This window comes from Desulfitispora alkaliphila (assembly GCF_050433185.1).
GTDB lineage: Bacteria > Bacillota > Desulfitisporia > Desulfitisporales > Desulfitisporaceae > Desulfitispora > Desulfitispora alkaliphila.
In genome coordinates this window covers 1-22,214 of record NZ_JBNPXS010000043.1, presented here as the reverse complement: position 1 = coordinate 22,214, position 22,214 = coordinate 1, and the positions used below count along the sequence as shown (strand labels likewise).

Below are 22,214 nucleotides of genomic sequence, written 5' to 3'. Positions count from 1 at the left end.
GGACACCCTTGTCATTGGCTAGTGGTTCCCACTACCAAGCCCACAGCGGACTTTCACCGCCAAGTTACCGCCCGTGCCGGGCACACATAAAAAAACTCCCTAGCTGAGCTAGAGAGTTTTTTATACACTAATGAGTAGGCTTTTTGATAAATCCAAAGTCATCTCCTTGAGTAGAGCCTCTTGGTATCCTGCCTTTCTTATTTTTTTCATTTCGTCCGCGATTGGCAGCAGTTGGGGAAGTTCTATGCTATTTAACTTATTTATTCGCTCTGGCTCAAGTGAGACAGATGGCTTGGAGGAGTTATATGAACCAAGATCCATCCGCCATAGGGTTGAATTGCTTGGGTAGCGCTCTTTTATCCGGGCAGCCATTGCCAGCCCTTCCGGGTCAAAATCTCCGGCATAATAAATCAAACAATCCGATAGTGTTAGAATATCTAGTAGCTTTAAGGCTGCTAGCTTAAACTGGCCATGGGTACACAGTAAGGGAGCGTGGGGAACTGCATCTAAAAGACTGGAAAACACACCAGAATTCTCTACAATCCACACCCTCTTGTTGTTTTTATCCTTGGGATAAGCAATACTTACGTCTAATATTTCCCGTAGAGGCACATTCATGACACTTTTAGTTTCAGCTGCTGCCTTCCACATGGGGTGAATACCATCCTTTGTTTCTGCTACTATATTTGCACAGGATACATAATTGGTAATATCATCCCGCAATAGGTAATAATGCTGTAGCAAATTGTTAACCATTTCTCCGTCAGAGAGCAATGAGGGTGCACTTTGATTACCTCCATGAACGTTGAGAACATGGAGCAGTAGCTTGCCCAAGTTGTTTTTTAAATCAAATGCATGAGGATTATGGGTAATCCGTTGACTAAAGACCGGCAAGCGCTCATAATCGCAAGGCAATTCACTCATTGCCTTTGAAAGGTGCTTTACATAATCATTAAAGACATCCTGATACAATAGTTTGAAAATCCAGTAAGTGTCAGCAGATCGCTTTCTAAGATAGTTAAACCAAAAAGATAAATTTGGATAGAGACTTTCCAGTTGAGCGATGGTGTTTAACTCTTTTTCTCGTTGCTTTTCTTGAGCCACCTTTTTGGATAAAATTTCTTCGCCAAAGTATCCTTCCAATAATGCCAGCAGCTCAAGGGATTCAAATTTAGTTTGGTTGAGCTGCTCTTGAAAGGCCAGTAGGGAAACAGTTCCCTTTTCTTTCAATTCATCAGGCTGGAGTCCGAAAAAACGGGCTACTGAAGCCAGTTCACTGTCACTAAGCGTTGTTATTTTAACAGTCCCACCAATTCGTCCTAGGGACTCATATTTTTTTCTAAATAAGGTAAACAGTTGGCGAAAGCCCCTATCGGCGTTAAAATATTCTAGCGCCTGCTCCAGTAATGTATTAGCCATGTTCCACATCCTTTAGTTCTAGGTTCATTTGATTACCGTCCCACTTGTAGGGGATAACAGTGACATAACTGGCATTTTTGGGGCGTACTAGCTCACACACTGCCAGTGAAGAGATTGTATCGTAATCACCCCAGAGAACTTGAGAATTCATAATATAGTCAAAGCCTAAATGCTCCACAATTTCAAACATTTCTCGAATATTGTTTTCATCCACTCCAGCAAAAGCCTCATCTAAAGAAATAATGTACGGCGCTGTATCAGCCGCTTCCTGATAGCGGGAGTAGCATGCTGCAAACAGGGGTATATACATCGCCATAGCCTTTTCCCCACCGCTAAATTTGTAGAATGTGTTGTTTGTAAGCTCCCGCTTTGCCTCATTTGTCCGCTGATAGTAGAGAATAAAGGAGAACCACTTTCTGTAATCAAGCACTTCCTTGAGTACCTGAAGCAAAGTTTGCCCTTCACCTTTTTCTTCAATCCACTTTTTCGCCTTTGAAATCTTAGACCTAAAGTGAGAAGTAATTCGCTCTAGATCCTGTTCCCTTAAAAGCTGGGCATCCTGTTTCAAGATGTGTACTAAATCCTTAGTATCCATTTCTTCCTCTGCTTCCGCTGTACGAGGACGCCATTTAATAGAGAAGGTTAATCCTGAAGAAGAATCTCGGCTTTCCATTAAACTAGTCATCTTATCTGTCCACCGCTCAGCTCGGCGAATCCGACTACGAAGCTTATTGCCCACCGATTTAAATAGAATTTCTTCATATAATTCCTTGTCTTGTTCGTTGAGAAGGCTTTCTTGACGAGCCTGTTCTTCAGCAATATTTTGCTGTACAAAGTAGGGGCTTACCTGCTGTCCTCGCCAGTCTAGTTCGATTATCCTCCGAGCTGTCTTATGCTTCCACTGTTCAATTATGGGAAGCAAGCTATCCTGTTCTTCATTTTCCATCCAATCAAAAGTATGGGGCTCAACCATATACTCACGCATTCGATACTCCATTAGATCAGTTTGCTGTCTGTAAAATTCACTTGTCAATCGAGATTCCACATTACTCTTATCTTTTTCTTTGACTATTTCTCCATAAGCTTGCTCAAGCTTTTTTGCAATTTCATCTAAAGTTTCTTCCTCAGAACTCTTTACAACATAGCCTCGCTTTACTTCGCTTTCCAAGGACTGCTTCCAGGCATCCTTTATCTTTGAATAAAAATCAAACAGCTTTTGCTTTTCCGCAAGCTTTTCTTTATGGTTTTTTAGTTCTGTCTGTCTTTGCGGTAGAAGTTTGTTTTTCTCCCCTGCCTCATTTGTAATCTCTGTTAGCCTGGATTGGACCTGACTAATCTGCTGCTGAATATCCTCTGCCCCCTCCTGCTCTAACTGCTTGTCTATTTGCTCAATATTTTTTCTTATAGTGTCAATCTTACTCTGAAGTACGTTTAGTTCACCCTCTAGCATGATAATTTCTTCAGCAACTTCTTCTAAGCGCTCTCTATAATCTTTGGCCTGACTTTTATGATGGATATATTTATTGTGCTGAATTTCAAGATTTAACAGGTCTTTTTCATAGGAATCCATTACATTTTTTGCAGTAGCATATGCTTGATGACTGAGCTCTAAGTTGTATTGTCTAGCTTCTTCCCCTATTGCCCGTTTTAACTCTTGGTACTCAACATCCAATTCCTTTAGTATCTGAGAAAATTCTTGCACCTGTTCTAGGGAATGCTTAATACCTAATCGGACTAATTCTATTTGACGGTAGTTTTCCTGTAAATCCCTGTCATTTGGGAATTGGCCCCAGGCAGTCTTTGCCGCCTGAAGCTCATCTTCTGTTTTTCTAAATTCTTTGATAATGCTTTTTTTCTCAACTTCTAACTCCTCAATTTCATGCTGTATCTGTACAATTTGTTCTTCACGATAGCGCTTCCTAGCATTTTTGCCAATAAAACGAACCTGCTCAATAGGTGTGGCATGGCCCTTTATAAGTCCTATTCCATAAGAACCATCCTCTTGAATAGACATTAAAGCCTCAGTACCATTATCATTGGAGCCAATAACGATACTTCTGAGCACATCATCTACTCGTTCCGGTGAAATTGTTGAATCACTTGCCCCATCAGCTTTTAAATAATCTGCCAGCGTATGAGCCATTATATTGGGGCTTGCCCTTAATATTCGATCGTGCTCCACGTCTAATTCCTCATCTGCAATGAGAGCATTAAGTAAGCCCGCATCGATCATAGCCGCTTCAATCCGCCTTTGGGTCTCCTCAGACACCCCTTCTTGAAACTCCACTAGGGCATAAAGGGCATCAAAATTAGTACCTGAATCCAGTAAAGCTTTCCGCGCTTCTCTTGTTGCAGGATGGGCTTCTGGCTCTGGATCTTTCTTGTTTTTCCAATCTAATAGCTCCGCTTCTTTAACCTTAATGTTTTCATCTAACTGGTTTGCTTTTGCCCCCAGCTCTGACTTGTACTGACGTTTTTGATCCTGATATGCTTCTAATAAAGGTGAAAATAAGTCTTTAATTTCTTCATAAGTGGTGGTTTCATATAGGGAATATATATTACGGGCTGCTGCCTGCAAAGCATCCTCAGTTACTGCAAATTGAGGATAGGCCTCTGACCATGTGTGCAGCTGGTGAATATGCTTGTCCTTATTTTCATCAAACATACGCAACCAGTCAGTTTCCTCATGCCTTTTCTGGTCTAGCTTATATTGTTCATCTCCTAATTCTTTTTGCTTTCCTTGTATTTTTTCCCTTAGATCATCAAACTTCCTAAGCTTCTCTTCTAAGACAGCTAGGTTTTTCTTATGCTTTTCTGCTTCCTTTTTCCAAAGTGTAAAATCAAACGCAGAATCTTGATTTCGCTTGTAGTCCTCTTCATTCATTATGTGCTGACTAAAAGCTGTCTCCTCTCCATTATCCCTCATCTGACCAAGGTGATCGTCTATTACTCCATAAACCTCATCTATAGTCAGTTCAACCAGTTCTTTTTTATCTTTTAGTTCCCATTCTTTTTTCTTTTGGTCGGAAAGTTTTTTGCTCCGCCTTTGATAATCCTCATCAGAGCTTTCTAAGCGCTGTGCCTCATCTTCCCTTTCCTTTTGAATGTTCCAAACCTTGTGGGAGAATAAGCGCTGCTTCTTTTTTTCAAATACTTCCTGCTCTGTTTTTAACTGGCTAATTCCTATTTCTAACTGTCCTATTTCTGTTTCTAGCTCCTGTTGCTCTTTAATGAGCTGTTTGTATTGCTTTTCTTCCTTGTTCAATCGCTTGGAAGCCTTTCCATATTCCACTGCTTGATCTGCTATTAGGCGCTGGTTGTAGGTATCGTAGGCCTTGTTTAGACTTGTAAGGGCTAGAAGCTCTCTTTCTAATTGCTCAATTTGCTGCTTTGTCTGATCCATCTGCTCAATTGTGTCGGACAAATGTCTCAAATCATCATCGGATAGCGGTGGTAAGGCCGCCTCTAAAATCTCATAAATAACAGTTGGCCTAAATTCTTTTGATAATTTGGGGCTGCGCAGTTGAATTAATAGTTTTATTAAATCTTCATAGGCCTCAATAGTTTCAAATCCAAAGACATATTTATTAACTAGCTTCATATAATCACTCTGAGTTTGGACTACCTGACCACCATCAGCTATAACCGTCTCTAACTCTACTCTAGAGCGGGGAATCTTTTTTAGTTCATTGCCCTGTCGCTCCATTTTGTAAAGCTGTAGGTCGTGACCAATGCGACGGTTATCTGTAATAATAAACCCCCAAAATTTCATTGGCTTATATCGCTTTGCCTGAAGACCAATTCCAGTTGTAACATATTGATTGGTATGTTCCCTTTTGTATTCAATAAACAGATATCCTGTGCGTTCATCTCTGTTTACTACCTCTTTCTCACCTAGCAAATAATCTTCCATGCGACGAGCCTTTGAGCCAAATGGGTCTAATCGGTCAGGAGATTTTTTCCCGTCTAGTAGTACAGGGAGGAAACTCTGCATTGTTACTGACTTTCCCGAGCCGTTACTTCCCCTTAATAGCAGTTTTCCATCAACAAAGTCAAATATTTCTTCATCGTAGTACCAAAAATTCAGCAGTCCAGCCCGATTCATTTTCCATTTATCTGTAGTTGCCATTATTTACCCCTCCCTCTGCAGATAATCATCTGGATAATGACCTACTATGCGGCCAAAACCCGATTGTAAAACCATAATTCCCGTATCAACTTCAACATAACCTAATTCCCATTCAGCTAAAAGGCTGATTAAGTCAGTTTTAATTTGCCTTGGAGTGCTATCTCTATACTTTTTACTCCATCCATGACCATACTCGTCTTTGATCTCAGCAATGAGCTGCTCAAATTCAGGAAAAGTCAAGCGCATTTCTCCCATTTCATTGACAGACATTCGATCAAGGACAGTTCGGATGTGAGCTGATAAATGAAGTGCTATGTCTACTATTGCTTTTTGGTCGGGAAAAAGAGTGTAGCGTTGCTTTCGCTCTTGCAATACCAGCATGGCTGCATTTTTAAAAACCTCTAGTCTTAAAGGAGTATGCTCCTCTAAATCCCTGCCCAGGCGATTGCGAAAATTTCTGATATAGTTAAAATCAGGATCCTCTTCTCCTTCCCGGTAAACAACAGGTGAAAACATCAGTTTTCGGTATACGCGTTTGCGGCGTTCATCGCTTTTATGACGACTCCATTCACTTGCTAAAATCTCTTCCATGGAGTTATATTGAAACAAGTCATCAGGGTATGAGCGCATAAAGTAGCGAGCATAAACAGTGACTTCGTATAATACTTCTTCATCTTCATTAGTCGCAAATAGCTCCAGGTCTCCATCAACAGTTTTTATTATTTGTAGCTCCGCTAACTTAGTCAAAGCCCTGACAAGAGACTTTCGGTGCTGGTAATTTGTCCAGTCCAAAGGAAATTCCCCTGGGTACACCTCTTCAATATCCTCTGTAATATCAGATAGCAGAAATTGCTCATCCACTGAACGGCGCTCTGTAAAGGCTAGTCCACAGCAAAAAATTGCATAGTCCATGGGCTCGGTAAAATCCTGAATGCCCATCCAGGACTTCGGATCAACAGGTAATTTTTCAAGTTTAATAAAGTGCTGGTGAATAATTAGGTCAAAGCCAAACTTGTCAGCTAAATAGCGCTTCAAACGATGTTCCCGCTCCCTAATCATCTGATAAGCAGTAGGCTCTTCAGAGCGAAGTACCCAGAATTGCTCAAAGAGAATACCTAGAGCCTCTTCAGTTTTGTCATCAAATTTCATTGCATCCATTTTATTTTAACTCCTTAAAAATATTAAATAAACCTTATTTAATAAACTTAAATGTAACATGTGGCATCTCTAAGGTTCCGTCCTCGGATTTTAATAATGTTCTCTCATTACTATTAAGTATAATTTTTACTCTGCTCCCAAACTCTGTTTTAACAGTTCTATCAGCTCTGACCATAGCTTTGCCAATCCAGGAAAGTAAGAGCTTTCTTACATGAGGTTCTACTGTGGGAAGATCCTTGATTTTAATTTCATCTCCATTAATGTATTGCTCCACAACCTTCTGCTCGTAACGGCGTTGTTTAAGGTGTAACCTTCTCATCTCTTCTTTTTCATGCTGATTATCATCAATAGCATTAGCCCGAGTTTTTTCTCCATATTGGCGGATGCGCGGTTTTGTCTTATACTCCATAGGTGCCTCTTCCCATATATCTAGGTAAATATCGTCAGTTGGAATATGCTCTAAATACAGATGGCGAGTGTGAAAAACACCAAATGCAACCGAGGAAAGCTTATGGGCTTCCTCTATTGAAGTCATTTCGTCAAACCATTTGGCCAAGTGTAGATAATCCTTTTTGCGACTCCTAAACTGTTGTTGCCTCTCCCCTAAGCGCTGCACAATACGGGTAATGCGCCGAATTGCCTCGCTTGTCCTATTTTGAAGCATTTCAAATTCACTTTCTCGGTGCTCATTGCCCAGAAACCACGCTTTTAAATTTGTCCACCTCTCAATTAATTCTTCTAAATGGTCTAAATTTTCGCCCTTATCAAAACGAAATGTCTGCTGTTGGTGCCTTAACACTTGCTGGAAAAAAGAATGTAATTCTCTTGTGGTTAGATATGATAGCAAATCCTGAGTTTGCAAAGCTGTCTGCTGTAGGGCAATAATAAAGTCTCGCAAATAAGTAGTGAACTGATCCTTATAGACCAAAAAGGCATCAGTCTGCATTCGGTCCGCAACCTCTTCACTGTTAATATAGGCAATATAATCCGAAGTATTTTGAGTAATCTGCCGAAAATAGGTCATCACGTCTTCCCACATTTGGGAGCACTCCTCATCGGTTTCTCTCAAATCACCCTTTACAATACTGGATATTTTAGTTAATACTTGATAAAGGCGTTCAAACTGGGTCTTTTCCAAAGAGCCACCGAAGTTTTCACCTATTTGCTCTAACTGCATCAGCATTCGCTCAAATTCTACTGTATAGGGAGTGCATTGATAGCGAAACCTTTTTTTCTTAAATTCCTCAACTGTTTTAGCGTTTCCCAGCTCCTGACGGGCGATTAAATTGCCCCAGCTAGTAAGTGCGCTCAAATCCTGATGGAGGGATTCCATTGAGTAATCCTTAAACTGCTCAAATTGGCGTAAATGCTCGTAAATTTCTTCCGGAAATAAAAACTCCCTCATTCGCTCATGCTGAATATAAAAATATCGTAAAATTGGCCGATAGCTCCAAGTCTTTTCTGCTGTCAAGTAAGAGGCTTCCTTTACCTTCTTTAATAAACTGCTTTGCATTCCTTCACCCCGTTTAATATATATTATACCTATTATACTAAATTACAACAACTATCACCATTTTTGTTTTTCTCGGCATCAATATTAGAAAATTTAACATATTCTTCTTATTTTCCCAACAGATTTTACAAAGGTTTAACTAATCTGTTTCATCCTCTAATAACAATAACAGCAAAAAAAATCAGGAGCACTTATACCCCCGATTACTTCTTTGCTTCTTTTTTCCATAACGTTTCTATCTTTTTCCTTCTTGTCATAATTATAAACTGGCGCATATTTTATATGGGTTTTGAATTTTCCATCGAAGTCTGTTTTTTGAATGACTCAATAACAGAGCGCTCTTTTAAAATCATCCCCATACTTTAGTGCACACTAATACTGATCCTTTATTTCCTCGGCTGTCATAAACTCTACTGGCCATCCCAAGGCATCCCCTATGGCACCGCCTAGTAAACAGCCCCTAAAGTAATCTTTGTTTCTTTTCAAGCAATCGCCTCCTTGCTTTATTTGACATTTCCATTATAGTACATAATTGTCACTGTGAAAGACATTAGAGTGTCACAGGCTTCTGTGGAACTGACCCGATAAAAGAGTGTATCTCCTGTTATTATACACAGGACTGCAAGAAGTTTTGAGAATTCCTTAATAAGTTAGTCATGGTGATAATTTAGACGAATACGGGTTTTAAAAGTTCCATTGCCATGAAAAAACCCCTCTAATTAGTTTAGAGAGGATTTTTACTTAACTATTCGTTATTACTTTGTATGAATGCTGTTCCCGTTTCTCCATCCCACTTTACGTTTAGCCCCATGCTTTCACTTATAAAGCGCAAGGGGACTAGTGTTCTTCCGTCAACAATTTGAGCCGGAACATCTAATTCAATTTTTTTATTATTAACTAAGCCTTCTTTATTGTTAACTTGAAGTATAATTGTGGTATTTTCTTTAACTGCTTTGATTGTATTAGTACTGCTATCCCAGTCAACTTCAGCTCCATATAGTTCAAATATCCCTCTTAATGGAACCATCGTTCTCCCATTAAGCATTTGGGCAGGCACATCAAAATCTACAGTTTCTTCATTAATTACCAAGTTAACTAAGTTATCTTGTTTGCTTTGCTGATTTTGTTTTTGATATTGATCAGCAGTTATGTCTGAAGTAGGCATTATAATATTAGTCTGAGGTTTGACATTCTTAACCCTCTTTATTTCGGTAATTAAATCTTGTAGCGCTACATCGGTGGTAACCACTTTTTTTAATTCATCTATAGACGTTGCTGTAATTACTAGTGTTTTGTTTTCATTAAGTTCAGTCAGCTTATAGGTAACAACATTTTCTTTTGTCTCTCTATCTAGCTCTGCTAAACTCTTCCCCCATACTATATTTGCTTGCAAGTCACTTAATCCATCACCCTTAATGTATATAATTATTCCTTTGTCATTTTTATAACCAGGCAAACTTGTCATGCTAAAGCTAGTTCCCAATCCCTAATTAGTTTAGACATCTCCATAGTTGCATTTCTCGATTGAGAGTAAATGCTAAGCTCTATTCTAGATATATTAATTTCTTGTTTTGGCTCTACTTTTTTTGCTTGTAAAAATAATTTAATTTCTTTTTGGAGCTCTTTGTCATTGTTTACTGCATTCTTTAGATAATCTAAACTTTTAGCAGAAATCCTCAATGCTGCATTTTCATTAATTGTCCCTAAGTCGAAGATAACCCCTTTTTCATTGGTAATTCGCTCTAATTCCTCTACTGTATGCCCCCAAATAATTTCTGCTTGTGCATCAGTCAAGTTATCTCCTATTATGTGTATAAATATACCCTTGTCGTTATTGTAACTAAATGGATAAGAAAACATCGTGCTATGCCCAATGCCTCTAATAAGACTATGGAACTCCCTTGCTACTCCATCACCTAAAGCATATAAGCTATATTCTACTCTTGGGATTAACAACTCTTTTTCTGGTTCAACTTCCTCAGCTTGTTTAAATTCCCTTATCATTTCCTTTAGTCTATAATCATTCTGCAAAGCATCTCTCAGCTCTTGTATATTTTTAGCAGAAATCAATAGTGCTACGTTCTCGTTAAGTGACCCTAAATTATAGCTAACTCCATTTTCTGTAGCTTTTTGCTCTAGCTCCTCCACTTTTTGACCCCAAATAATTTCTGCTTGATCATCAGTCAACCCGTCCCCTATTATGTGCACAAAAATACCTTTATCGTTAGAATAGTTGAATGGCTGTGAATACATCATACTATCTCCATCTTCCTTGATACACTCCCCCACTTCCCTTGCTACCCCTTCACCCATAGCATAAATACTAAAAACATTAATTTCTGTTTCTGCTGCATGTGCAGATCCAAATAATAGTCCCATAATTATTCCAACTAAAACTAATACCTTTTTCATCTGTTTTTTCCTCACCTTCTTTTAGTCTAGGGTATTTAATACATAATTAATATTCACCAGCTCATTAAATTCTTCCTTTCATTAGACAAATTATTACAATATGTTACAAGCATCGACACTGCATGGATTTAAATGGTCTTTTAAGCAACAAAAAAACCCTCAAACTAGTTTAAGGTGACCCAAAAAAGTTAGAGAGGATTTTTTAGCTTTCTACATTTTCTTTGGTATTCAGTACTTTTTCTTTGTATCCGTCTTGAGTATGGGATAGTGCTCTGGCATAAAAAGAAGCTAGCAGTTGTTGAAACAGCATGCCCACTACCACTGGTACTGCCACTGTGGGGGGAAAATAGGTGATGGCCAAAACGGCTCCCGCTGTTATATTGCGCATTCCACTGTTAAAAACCATAGCCACTAAAACCGGGCGCTCCCACTTAAGAAAAGAGGCTATAATCCAACCCAATAAATACCCTAAGGCTGCAAGGAAAAAAACAGTAGCGGCGATAGCTAAAAGCCTGGGACTGATATCTTTAAAGTACGAGGCAACTACCGAGCTATTGATAGCTACCACTATACCCAAACCTATTTTACTAAAAGGGGAAAGTTTTTTACTTAAGAGAGCCTTAGCCTTGCCATTAGTCATGTAATTTGAGGCGATAGCCAATAAAGAAGGAAACACTATCATCCAAAATAAGCCTATCAACATTGGCGTTACATCAATATGCACTTGGGCACCCATAAAAAACTTTAAACTGTAGGGCACAATCAATGGCGAAAGGATGGTGTTCAGTAGAATAACAGCTAAAGTTAGGGCACCATCTCCATCACCCATGGTAACCCAAATAAAACTACTGATGCCAACGGGAATGGCAAAGGCCAGAATTAGCCCCGTGCTGGTGTACACATCTCCTGGAAAGAATGTCTGCCCCACCAACCAAGCAATTGCAGGCATTACCACATGAAGAATACAAAAGATAGCAACAATAGGCCCTGGCCGACTCAATGCCTTACCTAAAGCAGTAAGTGAGATATCTAAGCTACCAGCAAAGGTCATGATAGCAAACACCCAGGGTATTAAATATACATATACTTCTAGCTTTGGTCCTAATAACACCCCTATCACAAGGCTGATAGGGGTTATAAGAGGTAGAAATTTTTTTAACTGAGTATCAAGTTGTTCTAACACTATGAGATTAATACTCCTTTATGTAGCTTCAGCATACTGATATAGGAATTTGTTGCCAAAAGCCCTCAGGATGTTGATAGCTCAATTTTTTATTTTCAGAATAGCAACCCTGATCTTATTTGTCAAGGTAGATGCCTGATAGCCTGTGGGGTATTTTGGTTTAAGCAGACTTTTTCATTATTTATTTTCTAATACATTATATTCCTTAATATCAGGGTGCTTTTCAGATATATATAAAGAACCACCTGGTTCTAGCAATGCTAATAGTACATTATCTAATTGATGGATTGAATTATTCTTTAATTCCTTAAATAGCCAGGCCTCATCTAAGCCTGCCAATTGCAAATTATTTTTCATTACTTCTCCTTCGACAATCAAAGCTATGCTTAATCCCTGATACTTGGTTGATATATTTAAATCTTTTGGCTTTATTGATTGCTCCTGACTTTTCTTTAAAACACTTAAAGTTCCACTTGGCTCTAAAATTGCAAACTCAACTTCAGATAAATTGAAGATATCCTTTTCCCTAAGTAAAGAAAGCAAATCTTCTAATGTAAACCTGTTTCTTCTTAAATTTCCATACAATAGTTTTCCGTTTTGGATGACAATAGTAGGCTGGAATCTTAAAAGACTATTTATATAGCGATTTTTTGTTTTAAACCATGTGATAGCTATTTGCAAACCTGCTAAACCAACAATGGCAAACACAGTTGGGCCATGAATAATAGATGGGTCAGCAATATCTGCTCCTGCTATGGAGCCTATGGTAATTGCAACAATAAAATCGAATACAGGCAACTCCCCCACCTGCCTTTTACCCATAAGTAAGGTCACTATCACTAATACAGGGATTACAGTCAATATTCTTCCAGCTACTATATAATAATCTTCCAATGAGATCAACCTCTTTCTATGTAAATTTAACCCCACCATAAGTGTTATCAAAACTTTAGTGGCCGGTGTTTAGCATGTCAATTATCTGCTCTACTTGCTGATAATCCTCTTTGCTGAACCCTCCAGTTATCTCTTGACCGGTCCAAAATTGATAGCGCTTGACAAACAGTTCAGTGGCCTCACCAAAGTGACTATCCGCTCGCCCCCAGTATATGCCAATAGCCCGCAGCTGCTTTTGCATTTCCACCACATCAGGGGTGGGTGTCTTATATTTTCCTACTGCCACGGGAAAGGAAACTAACTCTGTATCATCATCATAAACCGTCAATATTTTTTTATCAGTGTGGATCACTATTGAGACTGTTCCTCGAGGCTCAGGGATTTCCTCACTGCTAACTGATTCAGCGGGAATTAGTTCCGCTAACTTATCCCAAACCGCCAATGTTGCCACTCCATTCACTGGGATATTGTTTTTTTCTTGCAACTGTCCTACCGCTGCTGAGGTTAGTTCCCCGTAGATACCATCTGCTGGACCGGGGTCAAGCCCCACTAATATCAACATCTGCTGCAATTCTAATACATCTTCACCTCGAATCAGAGGAACTGTTATGCCCAGGTCTCGGTGTACATCTGTGCACATTTCTCCATGACTACTTTGCTTACTATGGGCTAAAGCCGATTCAGTAGGCAATAGAACTAAACAAGCTAATAACAAACAAAAACTAAAGAAAGTTATCTTCTTTTTCATTTCTTCACCCCATGTGTTTTTTTAAACCTACCATATTATTTACTAACTTAAGCGATATTATATGGGGCAAAAAGAAAACCCTACCCTATAAAGAAAACTTGGCTTACGCCAAGCTTCTGAACTTACTGATTTTCACTTAAATTGCTTAATCTTATTTTAACTTTTTCTTTTAACTGCAAAGTTTTTAGAAGTTTTTCTCCAGCTTGCCTAGCTGCTTTCATGGCTTTTTCATTTTTAGATGCTTCTCCTGCTTTAAAAAGGTGCAGAGCCTTAACTGTACTGACTACTCTATAACCTAGGGCTTCTAATGGTTTTTCCATGGCTTCAGCGGTAAATCCCATATCTTCTTCTTTTTCTTGTTCGCTCACTGCAATTACAGCAGCATATTTTCCTCCTAGAGCTTCATTTAAACCCATCCAAACCGAGCGATCATCTTCATCGAAAACCTCAAAGCAATAGCATCTATCTATAAACGCCTTCATATCTGCAGTTATATTATAAAAATAGGCAGGTGAGCCCAAAATAACTGCATCAGACTCTAAAATAGCTGGGTATAATTCTTGCATATCATCGTCTATTACGCATTTATAGGTATCTTTACACCCTTCGCACCCATTGCAATCTATAATATTATAATCACCCAGGAATATTAAGTTAGTTTCAATACCTTGTAATTGAAAAGGTTTTAAAGCCTCTTGCATTAAAGTAGAAGTGTTTCCCTTTTTTCTACGACTTCCTACAATACCAATAATTTTCATATTAACTGCTCCTTCCAACATTACGATCATTAACTTTGCTAAGAAAAAAGCCATGGATCCCCAACTTGCGTTACTTAAACAGTCTCCCTATTCCTTTGCCCGCAGCTTTCCCAACTGTTCTTCTTCCGGCTCTTTTTGCTATTTTTTTTGGATTGCCTGATGATATTGCAGATATGTCACCGAGTAACTTTGCTAACTTATACAGGAAGCCTCTAGTTTTACCAAAAGACATCTATCATCACCTCCTATTTATTTCCATTATACAATATTTTATAACTAATTTCTGCTTTTTATTAAAAAACCTTTTTAGTATTGGATGGAATAGCAAGTAGCCGCAGGATTTGCTTACTCCCAATCCTTCCATTCCTCAGGTTGATAGCCTACTAAAGCTTTTTTGCCATTGCGTACTATTGGAGATTTATAAAGCTTAGGGTTTTTAAATAGGATTTCCTCCCTAACACTACTACTCCCAATATGTTGAAGGTTAAGTTTCTTATATTCTGATACTTTTTCATTAATTAAATTATTTAATCCTACAGCAGCCTTCACACTTGCAAGCTCACCCTTACTTAAACCATATTTTCATCAGCAATCTAAGGTCAATATAAATTCCATGACATCTTCTTGAAAGTGCCATTTTTGGATATCATGGCTTGCGCCTTGGTAAAGCAATCGCCTCCTTGAGTTTTACTTGTAGATGCTCTTTATTGCCTGGGCAATATAATCCACCCCGGCTCGTATTTTCATTCTTTCACTATCCGGATCATCACCCTCACTCCACCAAACATCTTCTAAGTCTAGAATTTTCCATGCATAAGAGGCATACTCGTTAGAGGTACTTGGGTAGTACAACCCTATTGGGTCTTCCATTATAATACATCGCCGTAGTGGCGAAAGACAATAGTGTGTCACAAGCTTTTTTTAAAAGTATTCTCTCTTTACACACATCTACAGAAGGTGTTATAATATAGGTGTAGGATGGGTATGTACATTAAATACATTTAGTAGGATGGTATGATGGTAGGGTGATAGCATATGGATGGGCAAAGTATGCCTATTTAAGACGCACTCCACTAGGAGTGTGTTTTTTTATTCCTCCTTACCAAGTATTTTAACCCATTAGTTTTCAAAAAAAATACAAAAAGAGGAGAGGTTACATATGTCTAATGTAAAGTTTCATTCTGGAGAAAGTATTCCTTTAGAAATGCATAAGGTGCGAATTGTTCAGAAATTAAACCTTCCACCAATTGAACGTCGACTAGAGGCAATTACAGAGGCTGGGAGTAACACATTTTTATTAAAAAATTCTGATGTATTTATGGATATGCTTACTGATAGTGGTGTAAATGCCATGAGCGATAAACAACAGGCAGCAATGATGCAGGCAGACGACAGTTATGCAGGGTCGGAAACATTTTTTAGATTAGAAAGCAAAATCAAGGAAATATTCGGCAAAGAGTTTTTCTTACCTGCACATCAAGGGAGAGCTTGTGAGAACATCCTTGCCCAGGCCTTTGTTAAACCAGGAACAATTGTCCCTATGAACTACCACTTTACTACAACAAAAGCTCACATTGTTTTAAACGGGGGCTCTGTTGAAGAAATTTTTATAGATGAAGCGCTTAATTTAAACAGTGAACATCCTTTTAAAGGAAACATGGATATAAATAAGTTAGTAGATACCATTAATACCCATGGTGCTGAGAAAATTGCTTTTGTTCGCTTAGAGTCAGGCACTAACTTAATTGGCGGGCAGCCCCACTCTCTTGAAAATATGAAAGAGGTTCGTAAGGTTTGTGATAAGTTTGACCTTAAACTTATCTTAGATGCTAGTCTGTTAGCAGATAACCTTCACTTTATAAAAGTTCGAGAAGAGGCTTGTAAAGATATGAGTATCAGGGAAATCACTCGTGCTATATCAGACCAAGCCGATGTAATTTACTTCTCTGCCCGAAAGCTTGGTTGTGCTCGTGGTGGTGGTATCTGCACAAGTGATGAAGAAATATACATGAAACTTCGAGAGTTTATACCTCTTTTAGAAGGATTTCTAACATATGGAGGTATGTCCGTTCGAGAAATGGAAGCAATTACTGTTGGATTAGATGAAACTATGGAAGAGGATATGATTAATCAAGGTCCTCAGTTTATTGAATTTATGGTTGAAGAGCTTCAGAAAAAGGGGATCCCAGTTGTAACACCAGCGGGTGGGTTAGGTTGTCATATCAACGCCATGGAGTTTGTTGACCACCTTCCACAAAGCCAGTACCCTGCAGGTGCACTTGCAGCAGCTTTATATATTGCAAGCGGTATTCGTGGTATGGAAAGAGGAACTATGTCTGAGCAAAGAAATGAAAATGGAAATGAAGAAATGGCTCATATGGAGCTGTTGCGCTTGGCATTACCAAGACGAGTATTTACCTTATCCCAGGCTAAATATGTTATTGACCGTGTTAGTTGGCTCTATGAGAATCGTAAACTGATTGGCGGTTTGAATTTTGTGGATGAACCAAAAATTTTACGTTTCTTCTTCGGAAAACTAGAACCTGTTTCTGATTGGCAAACTAAATTAGCTGCAAAGTTCAAAGAAGACTTTGGAGACAGCCTGTAAAGCTAAATGATACAAGTATCCCCACCTTTTCAAAGGTGGGGATTTGTTTTGTTATATAGCCCCGTCCCTATTATGGGTGAAAATTACTTTTCCTGAACTTCAGCTAGTATAATTTTTTCTTTAAAGCCACCACGTTCATTTCTTTTATCATCGGCAATTTTTTCAACTTCTTCCCATGTTAAACCTTTGGTTTCAGAAATAGCTTTAAGGACTTCTAAAATATCAGCAAGCTCCTCAACGCTATCACTGTCAATGAATTCATTTACTTCTTCAATAAGTTTTTCTTGTAATAACTTTTTATACTCTTGATCACTGGCAATTCTAGTTAATGGTTTTTTGTTAGCGTTAATAATAATATTAGGTATTTTATCTCTAACCAGTTTATTATGGATTGCTGTTGTCATTTGCGTCTCTCCTCATAGCATAGATTATATCTTCAATAATTTAATAATTTCTTTAATAACATTTCCTGGACGTTGATTTAGCCTATTAAAAGAAAATTCTTTTTCGTTGTCTTTTACCTTAACAATAAAATTATAATCTCCTACTTTTTCAGCAACCATATCAGTAATTTGAATAGATTCTACTGAATCTCTCTTGCTAATTTTATTCTTAGGAAAATTCACCTTTACATCATCATCAAGCCTTTTAAGCTCACGCCATAACCTTATTTCTGCACGATTTTTTAAATGAAGTTCAGGATAAACTTGGGCCTCTTGGAATAACTGCCAACTTGTCCGTTGAGGTGAAGCTGGACCATAACCTCCTGGTTTTATACCAAATTCCTTTCTATGCCATTCGGTAATAATAAATTTTACTACTAGTTCATCATGCCTCGACCTAGCTGGCATTTCTTTCAGTTCTTTTCTTTTCATAATTTTAAAACCACTTATTTGACCATAGTAGTAAATTCCCTGCTCTTCTTTGTTTCTAAACTTTTCTTTTGACTGATAAATACATACATACTCTAGCTCACCTAGGTAAGACTGAACCTCTTTTAAGTAAGTGTAATAAAAACTTTGGCCTAAACATACATCTAATTGCTCTCTTCTTCCCAAAGGACCAATTAATACATTTTTCTTATATGTTTCATCCGTAAAATAGCTCTGTGAACCTTCTTGAATAACTGTTCTCTCAAAGGCCGTATCAGGTGATTCTGTTATCAATTCTTCAAGGAACTCTTCCATTAAAATAGTTTGGCTCGGTAAAAAGGGAATTGCCCCAATACTTATTTTCTTAATGCTTTCATAAAACTTATGGGGTAAATTATTATTTCTACCAGCATAAGTGAGCTCATCATTGTGTGGAAATAAAATAAATGCGCCAAAAACACTTCGCTCAAAGCTCTGGTTCATTTTAGCTCTTGAAACCAAGGCATCACGGTAACGGTGCATTGCATTGATAGTATCTTCAGGGGGACCGGCTTTATGATATCTTTCTAAGTATCTAGGGTCTGCAGCTATCCGATACTTGGCATCAAAAACATAACGATAGCTTAAGCTTGAACCTTTCTTTTCTAATGTGAGCATATTGTCAGGCTTTTGAGTGATTGTAGGCAAATTTATAAAACTAGGATTGTAGGCGATTTTAAATACTTCTTTGTTAACAGGGTTTTGGTAAGTTAATTCAGATTTTTTACCTTTGATTAGGTTAACAGTAATTCCGCTACGGTCTACCTTAACCATATCATTACTTATAAGGTTGTACTTATTCCTAAGTAAAACATTTAACTTAAGGAAGCACCAATACTCATATAATTCTGCCAAACCTTTAATAGAAAGCTTAAACAAGTCAGACTTTATGTTTAATCCTTTTAAAAGCATTAAGTAATATTTAAAAACATCTCTATAACCAGGAGCCATTTGCATAACTAAAGAAGAGCTCTCCAGTTTTGGCAATACGCCAACTTCTCTTAGAAAACTGTTATGGCAATATTGCTTAAGTTCCCGGAGCATTAAGTCAATATTGTTGCACACTTGATTATCCACGACTTTGTTAGACGATCTAAGGTAATTAGCTTTAAAGTTCTTTAGCCTTTTTATTATTTGAAGAATGATCCATTTTAAAAAGCGATTTTCAAAAGTATCGTAGGTAAGCTGCTTGTTTCTATCTAATACTTTTCTTGGAACATTGCCTTTAGGGCTTTGTTGAAATAAATGCCGCCTCTGGGCAAGCCACTGAACCGTTTTTCCATTAACTTTTTTAACCTTTTCAGGTTTCACAATTCTTTCAGAAACATCAATCTTATAGTGTGGTTGGCGAGTAATTCTCTTTAATGCTTTAAAAAAATTATCGTATATTTGACTTATTATAAGAAAAAATTCAGTCTGGGTTGGCTTAACCTCACTTTTTAAAGCTGCAGAGAAATAAGTCTTTTTTAAAAAATCAAAGGCTAAGTTATATACCTCATCATTTACCTGAGATAATAACTGCCAAAAATCTTTTTGGTAATCCAGTTTGCTTGGGAATATTTCTAGTTCTACTGTGAGGAGGCTATTACCATCCCCCATAATCTCAAATCTAGTAAAACCAACTTCATCAGTAAAGTTTATCATTCCTGAAAGGACCCGTCCTTGTTTACCAGTAGGGGTAACTGCGTCTCTTAAATTACTATTTTCATGATAAAAGGCTAAATTTTTACTAGACTTTTCACTTCTTTCAATGATTATTTCATAGCTTGTCTGTTCAAAAAAACAAGGATATACCCCTCCCCCTAAAAAATCCACCAAACCGTCCCTACTGGGGCTGTATACTTTAGCCCATTGATATGCAGGGAATATATTTAGTGTGGCCTGAATTGTTTCACCATTAGGATCTAGGTGTAACTTAAAGTTTTCTACTGTATGGTTATTAACTTTTCCTTTTATGGTGAACTCAAAGTCATCAGTGCCTATTACTAGCAACTCTTTAACTTTAGATCCAGAAGGAGGTAAAGTTTTCATCTTGGAATCTCCCTTTTATAAATGAAAGCTTAGCTTTGCTCAATGGATACGTCTCAAGTAAAGGGGCTAGATTATCAAGTGTATCTTCAATAATTTTGCCACTGCCTTGAATTCTTGGAAGGATTTTTTGCATAATCTGATAATCTATTGCCTTTTCATCAGACATTAGTTTATTTATTTTATTATAGATAAGGTAAAAACAGAATTCATCACGTACCCTGTAGCCAATCTGTAAGCCTGCAGGCTCAAGTACTTTATTTATTTCTTCTAAGATCTTTACTTTTTCTACAATGTATCCTTCGTTGTCAAAATAACAGTCCTTTAGGGTTAAATAGTCACTTTTAAAGAATTCATTAGTTAAATTCATTCCCTCGGCTTCTTTAACAGATATATCAGGAAACATGTTTAAATTTATTGTTGAAAATTCTATTGTATTTGCTCTATCTAGCACCTTTTTGCTGAACGGGTGAGTTGTTTCATCCATATTGACTGTTCCAATTATGTATAGGTTTTCGGGAAAGCTAATTTCTTCGTCTAAACCATGTACTTTTACTGAAGTGCTCACAGTTTTTCCAAATGGGTTTTTCTTCCGAGACTCTATGGTACTTAGGAAATCACTAAAATAATATTCCACCCGAGCCAGATTCATTTCGTCTAGGCAAATGAAATATGGGTTGTCCAAATCCTGTTCTGCCCTCATAATGACTTGGGTAAGCTTTCCAGGGATAAACTCACCATGAAGATTAGCGTATCCTAGTAAATCAGTGCTGTCATTCCAATCAGGTCTGACTGGTATTAAGTTATATCTCCCATTTTCATTAGTGGCACCTATAGCTTCAGCAAATAACTCAACTAGTTTACTCTTTCCAGTTCCTGAAACACCTGCCAGTATGACAAATGGCTTAGTCTTAACACTAAGGTGAAAATTTTGTAGCATCTCTAAGTCAAAACTGAATCCTTTGTTTTTAATATATTGATGTATTCTTTGCAAGACCTCCTGACTAGATAAGTTTAACTCATTAGGCATAGCCATGCTATTTGCTCCTTTTTCAACCTGTTTAAGTTTAAAATAATAATCGCCACTTTCTTCTTGTACCACTTCTAGTAAAGAAAACTCTCCCGAGAAGTGAAAAAGCTTCCCTTTTGTTTCTCGTGTAAAAACTAAAATAGGATAGCCATTCTCCTTGGATTCAATTATCGTTTTGTTAGAACGCAAGTTTAAATTATAAGTTTTTTGCCCAGTCTGAGAATCTGTGCGACCCTCTAGGTAATATTTTAGTAAGTCTTGTTTCTCATTTAGCCACTGGTTATTATAGCTTTCGCCTCCTATAGTACACAGTATAACAACTGCTTTAACCTCATCATTTTCAATTGGATGAATACCTTTTACTTGATTTATTTTCGATAATTGGGCTATATCCTTGGCTGAGACTGCATATTCTAAAGGCAATTTATTTAAATCTTTTAGTGTAATTTGCAAAGTATCAAGACTACTATAATACTCATATAAGTTTTGATAAATTATCTTTCTTACTTCTCTTCTTACTGTTTCCTGCATAAGTTCACTTGCAATATTAGCTTTGAACTTAAGTAACCCATCATGTCTATCATAGTCAATATAATCATGTAGTGCAGGAATTGGATTTTTAAGTAACAGCGACTTTACTTGGTGAAAAGATATGTGAAAAGGGTCTGCCATTCCTTTATCTTTGGCTTCAGCTAGCTTACGATTTTCTATTCGCTGCTTATAAAATTTGCTAAATTCAGCAGTTACATCGTCTATATCAGCTACTCCTTCTGTTGAACAACTTTCCAACATCGCTAACATAGTAACCATCATATATGAAGCTTGTTTTCTTTTTAGTTTAATTTCCAATAGGTTAGCAATTGACAATTTCATCACCCTTACTATTAACATAAAAACCATATAATGGTGTCTTTCGACATGCTTCTATTTTATCCTTTTATTAGATTAAATCATATGGATAACTACTCCAGTAGGCTGCCTCCCCTGCCTCCTGCTCCTGGAGTTGACCTGTCTTTTCTAACCACACGCCATTATAAACAACTGTTTTTCTTATTTACCTTTTACAAACAACTGTTATCTCCGTAATTTATGTAGTTGTTAACTGCTTATCTCCAAAAATAACACTATATAACTATAGTTGTAATTTTTCCTAAAGGTGAGGTGGAACTTACTCCAGGTAAGCTACTCAGAGATGTTCGAAAGCAAATAAATAACCCAGACGCATATAAGCGAAATCACTGGGCTTTCAAGGTTATTGGATAGGTTACACTTAATTGGACAATAAAGATAAGGTCATGTAAATTAATAAGTAGAAAAGGAGAGGTTTGCATGGCTAAAAGACAAAGAAGAACCTATACGGATGAATTTAAAGATCAAATGGTAAAACTCTATGAAAGTGGTAAGCCCAAAAAAGAAATTATGG

The 22,214-nt window shown here is 37.6% G+C and carries 17 protein-coding genes and 1 pseudogene; 1 reads left to right on the top strand and 17 read right to left on the bottom strand.

Going from position 1 to position 22,214, the window contains the following annotated elements:
- Positions 1 to 120: 120 nt before the first annotated feature.
- From GGQ84_RS13155 to GGQ84_RS13090, 14 genes and pseudogenes are all read right to left on the bottom strand, one after another.
- Positions 121 to 1,419: a TIGR02679 family protein gene (locus tag GGQ84_RS13155; RefSeq protein WP_429163277.1), complete on the bottom strand. Its 1,299-nt coding sequence runs from the start codon at positions 1,417 to 1,419 to the stop codon at positions 121 to 123.
- Positions 1,412 to 5,548, bottom strand: a complete 4,137-nt coding sequence (locus GGQ84_RS13150; RefSeq protein ID WP_429163276.1) for a TIGR02680 family protein — start codon at positions 5,546 to 5,548, stop codon at positions 1,412 to 1,414. Before GGQ84_RS13150 ends, GGQ84_RS13155 begins: the two co-directional genes overlap by 8 nt.
- A 3-nt stretch (positions 5,549 to 5,551) precedes the next feature.
- Positions 5,552 to 6,706 (bottom strand): TIGR02678 family protein, encoded by a 1,155-nt coding sequence (locus tag GGQ84_RS13145; protein ID WP_429163275.1) that lies wholly within the window; start codon positions 6,704 to 6,706, stop codon positions 5,552 to 5,554.
- A gap of 34 nt (positions 6,707 to 6,740) precedes the next feature.
- Positions 6,741 to 8,219, bottom strand: a complete 1,479-nt coding sequence (locus tag GGQ84_RS13140; protein WP_429163274.1) for a TIGR02677 family protein — start codon at positions 8,217 to 8,219, stop codon at positions 6,741 to 6,743.
- 372 nt (positions 8,220 to 8,591) lie between these two features.
- Positions 8,592 to 8,705, bottom strand: a complete 114-nt coding sequence (locus tag GGQ84_RS13135; RefSeq protein WP_429163273.1) for an ADP-ribosylglycohydrolase family protein — start codon at positions 8,703 to 8,705, stop codon at positions 8,592 to 8,594.
- 259 nt (positions 8,706 to 8,964) lie between these two features.
- The gene (locus tag GGQ84_RS13130) at positions 8,965 to 9,684 is read right to left on the bottom strand and encodes a copper amine oxidase N-terminal domain-containing protein (RefSeq protein ID WP_429163272.1); all 720 of its coding nucleotides are present in this window, start codon (positions 9,682 to 9,684) and stop codon (positions 8,965 to 8,967) included.
- The gene (locus GGQ84_RS13125) at positions 9,681 to 10,631 is read right to left on the bottom strand and encodes a hypothetical protein (protein WP_429163271.1); all 951 of its coding nucleotides are present in this window, start codon (positions 10,629 to 10,631) and stop codon (positions 9,681 to 9,683) included. Before GGQ84_RS13125 ends, GGQ84_RS13130 begins: the two co-directional genes overlap by 4 nt.
- Positions 10,632 to 10,833: 202 nt before the next feature.
- The gene (locus tag GGQ84_RS13120; protein ID WP_429163270.1) at positions 10,834 to 11,814 is read right to left on the bottom strand and encodes a bile acid:sodium symporter family protein; all 981 of its coding nucleotides are present in this window, start codon (positions 11,812 to 11,814) and stop codon (positions 10,834 to 10,836) included.
- 177 nt (positions 11,815 to 11,991) lie between these two features.
- Positions 11,992 to 12,708 (bottom strand): DUF421 domain-containing protein, encoded by a 717-nt coding sequence (locus GGQ84_RS13115; RefSeq protein ID WP_429163269.1) that lies wholly within the window; start codon positions 12,706 to 12,708, stop codon positions 11,992 to 11,994.
- A gap of 55 nt (positions 12,709 to 12,763) precedes the next feature.
- Entirely contained in the window at positions 12,764 to 13,456 is a 693-nt protein-coding gene (locus tag GGQ84_RS13110) for a peptidoglycan-binding protein (RefSeq protein WP_429163268.1), read from the bottom strand.
- A 122-nt stretch (positions 13,457 to 13,578) separates the two neighbouring features.
- Complete coding sequence (locus GGQ84_RS13105; protein WP_429163267.1) at positions 13,579 to 14,268, bottom strand: flavodoxin family protein; 690 nt, start codon at positions 14,266 to 14,268, stop codon at positions 13,579 to 13,581.
- Positions 14,269 to 14,284: 16 nt separating this feature from the next.
- Positions 14,285 to 14,446 carry a hypothetical protein gene (locus tag GGQ84_RS13100; RefSeq protein ID WP_429163266.1) on the bottom strand — a complete coding sequence of 54 codons (162 nt, stop codon included), beginning with the start codon at positions 14,444 to 14,446 and terminating at the stop codon, positions 14,285 to 14,287.
- A 113-nt stretch (positions 14,447 to 14,559) separates the two neighbouring features.
- Positions 14,560 to 14,790, bottom strand: a pseudogene (locus tag GGQ84_RS13095) (arsenate reductase family protein); the annotation flags it as partial.
- Between the two features lie 111 nt (positions 14,791 to 14,901).
- Positions 14,902 to 15,084, bottom strand: a complete 183-nt coding sequence (locus tag GGQ84_RS13090; RefSeq protein ID WP_429163265.1) for a hypothetical protein — start codon at positions 15,082 to 15,084, stop codon at positions 14,902 to 14,904.
- Positions 15,085 to 15,373: 289 nt separating this feature from the next.
- Between GGQ84_RS13090 and GGQ84_RS13085 the strand changes: the two genes are divergently transcribed.
- Positions 15,374 to 16,822: a tryptophanase gene (locus GGQ84_RS13085; protein WP_429163264.1), complete on the top strand. Its 1,449-nt coding sequence runs from the start codon at positions 15,374 to 15,376 to the stop codon at positions 16,820 to 16,822.
- Between the two features lie 83 nt (positions 16,823 to 16,905).
- Here the strand turns inward: GGQ84_RS13085 and GGQ84_RS13080 are convergent, their stop codons facing one another.
- From GGQ84_RS13080 to GGQ84_RS13070, 3 genes are all read right to left on the bottom strand, one after another.
- Positions 16,906 to 17,226 carry a phosphoribosyl-ATP pyrophosphohydrolase gene (locus GGQ84_RS13080; RefSeq protein WP_429163263.1) on the bottom strand — a complete coding sequence of 107 codons (321 nt, stop codon included), beginning with the start codon at positions 17,224 to 17,226 and terminating at the stop codon, positions 16,906 to 16,908.
- Positions 17,227 to 17,250: 24 nt separating this feature from the next.
- Positions 17,251 to 19,548 (bottom strand): DUF2357 domain-containing protein, encoded by a 2,298-nt coding sequence (locus tag GGQ84_RS13075; protein WP_429163262.1) that lies wholly within the window; start codon positions 19,546 to 19,548, stop codon positions 17,251 to 17,253.
- A 187-nt stretch (positions 19,549 to 19,735) separates the two neighbouring features.
- The gene (locus tag GGQ84_RS13070) at positions 19,736 to 21,691 is read right to left on the bottom strand and encodes an McrB family protein (protein ID WP_429163261.1); all 1,956 of its coding nucleotides are present in this window, start codon (positions 21,689 to 21,691) and stop codon (positions 19,736 to 19,738) included.
- Positions 21,692 to 22,214: the final 523 nt, after the last annotated feature.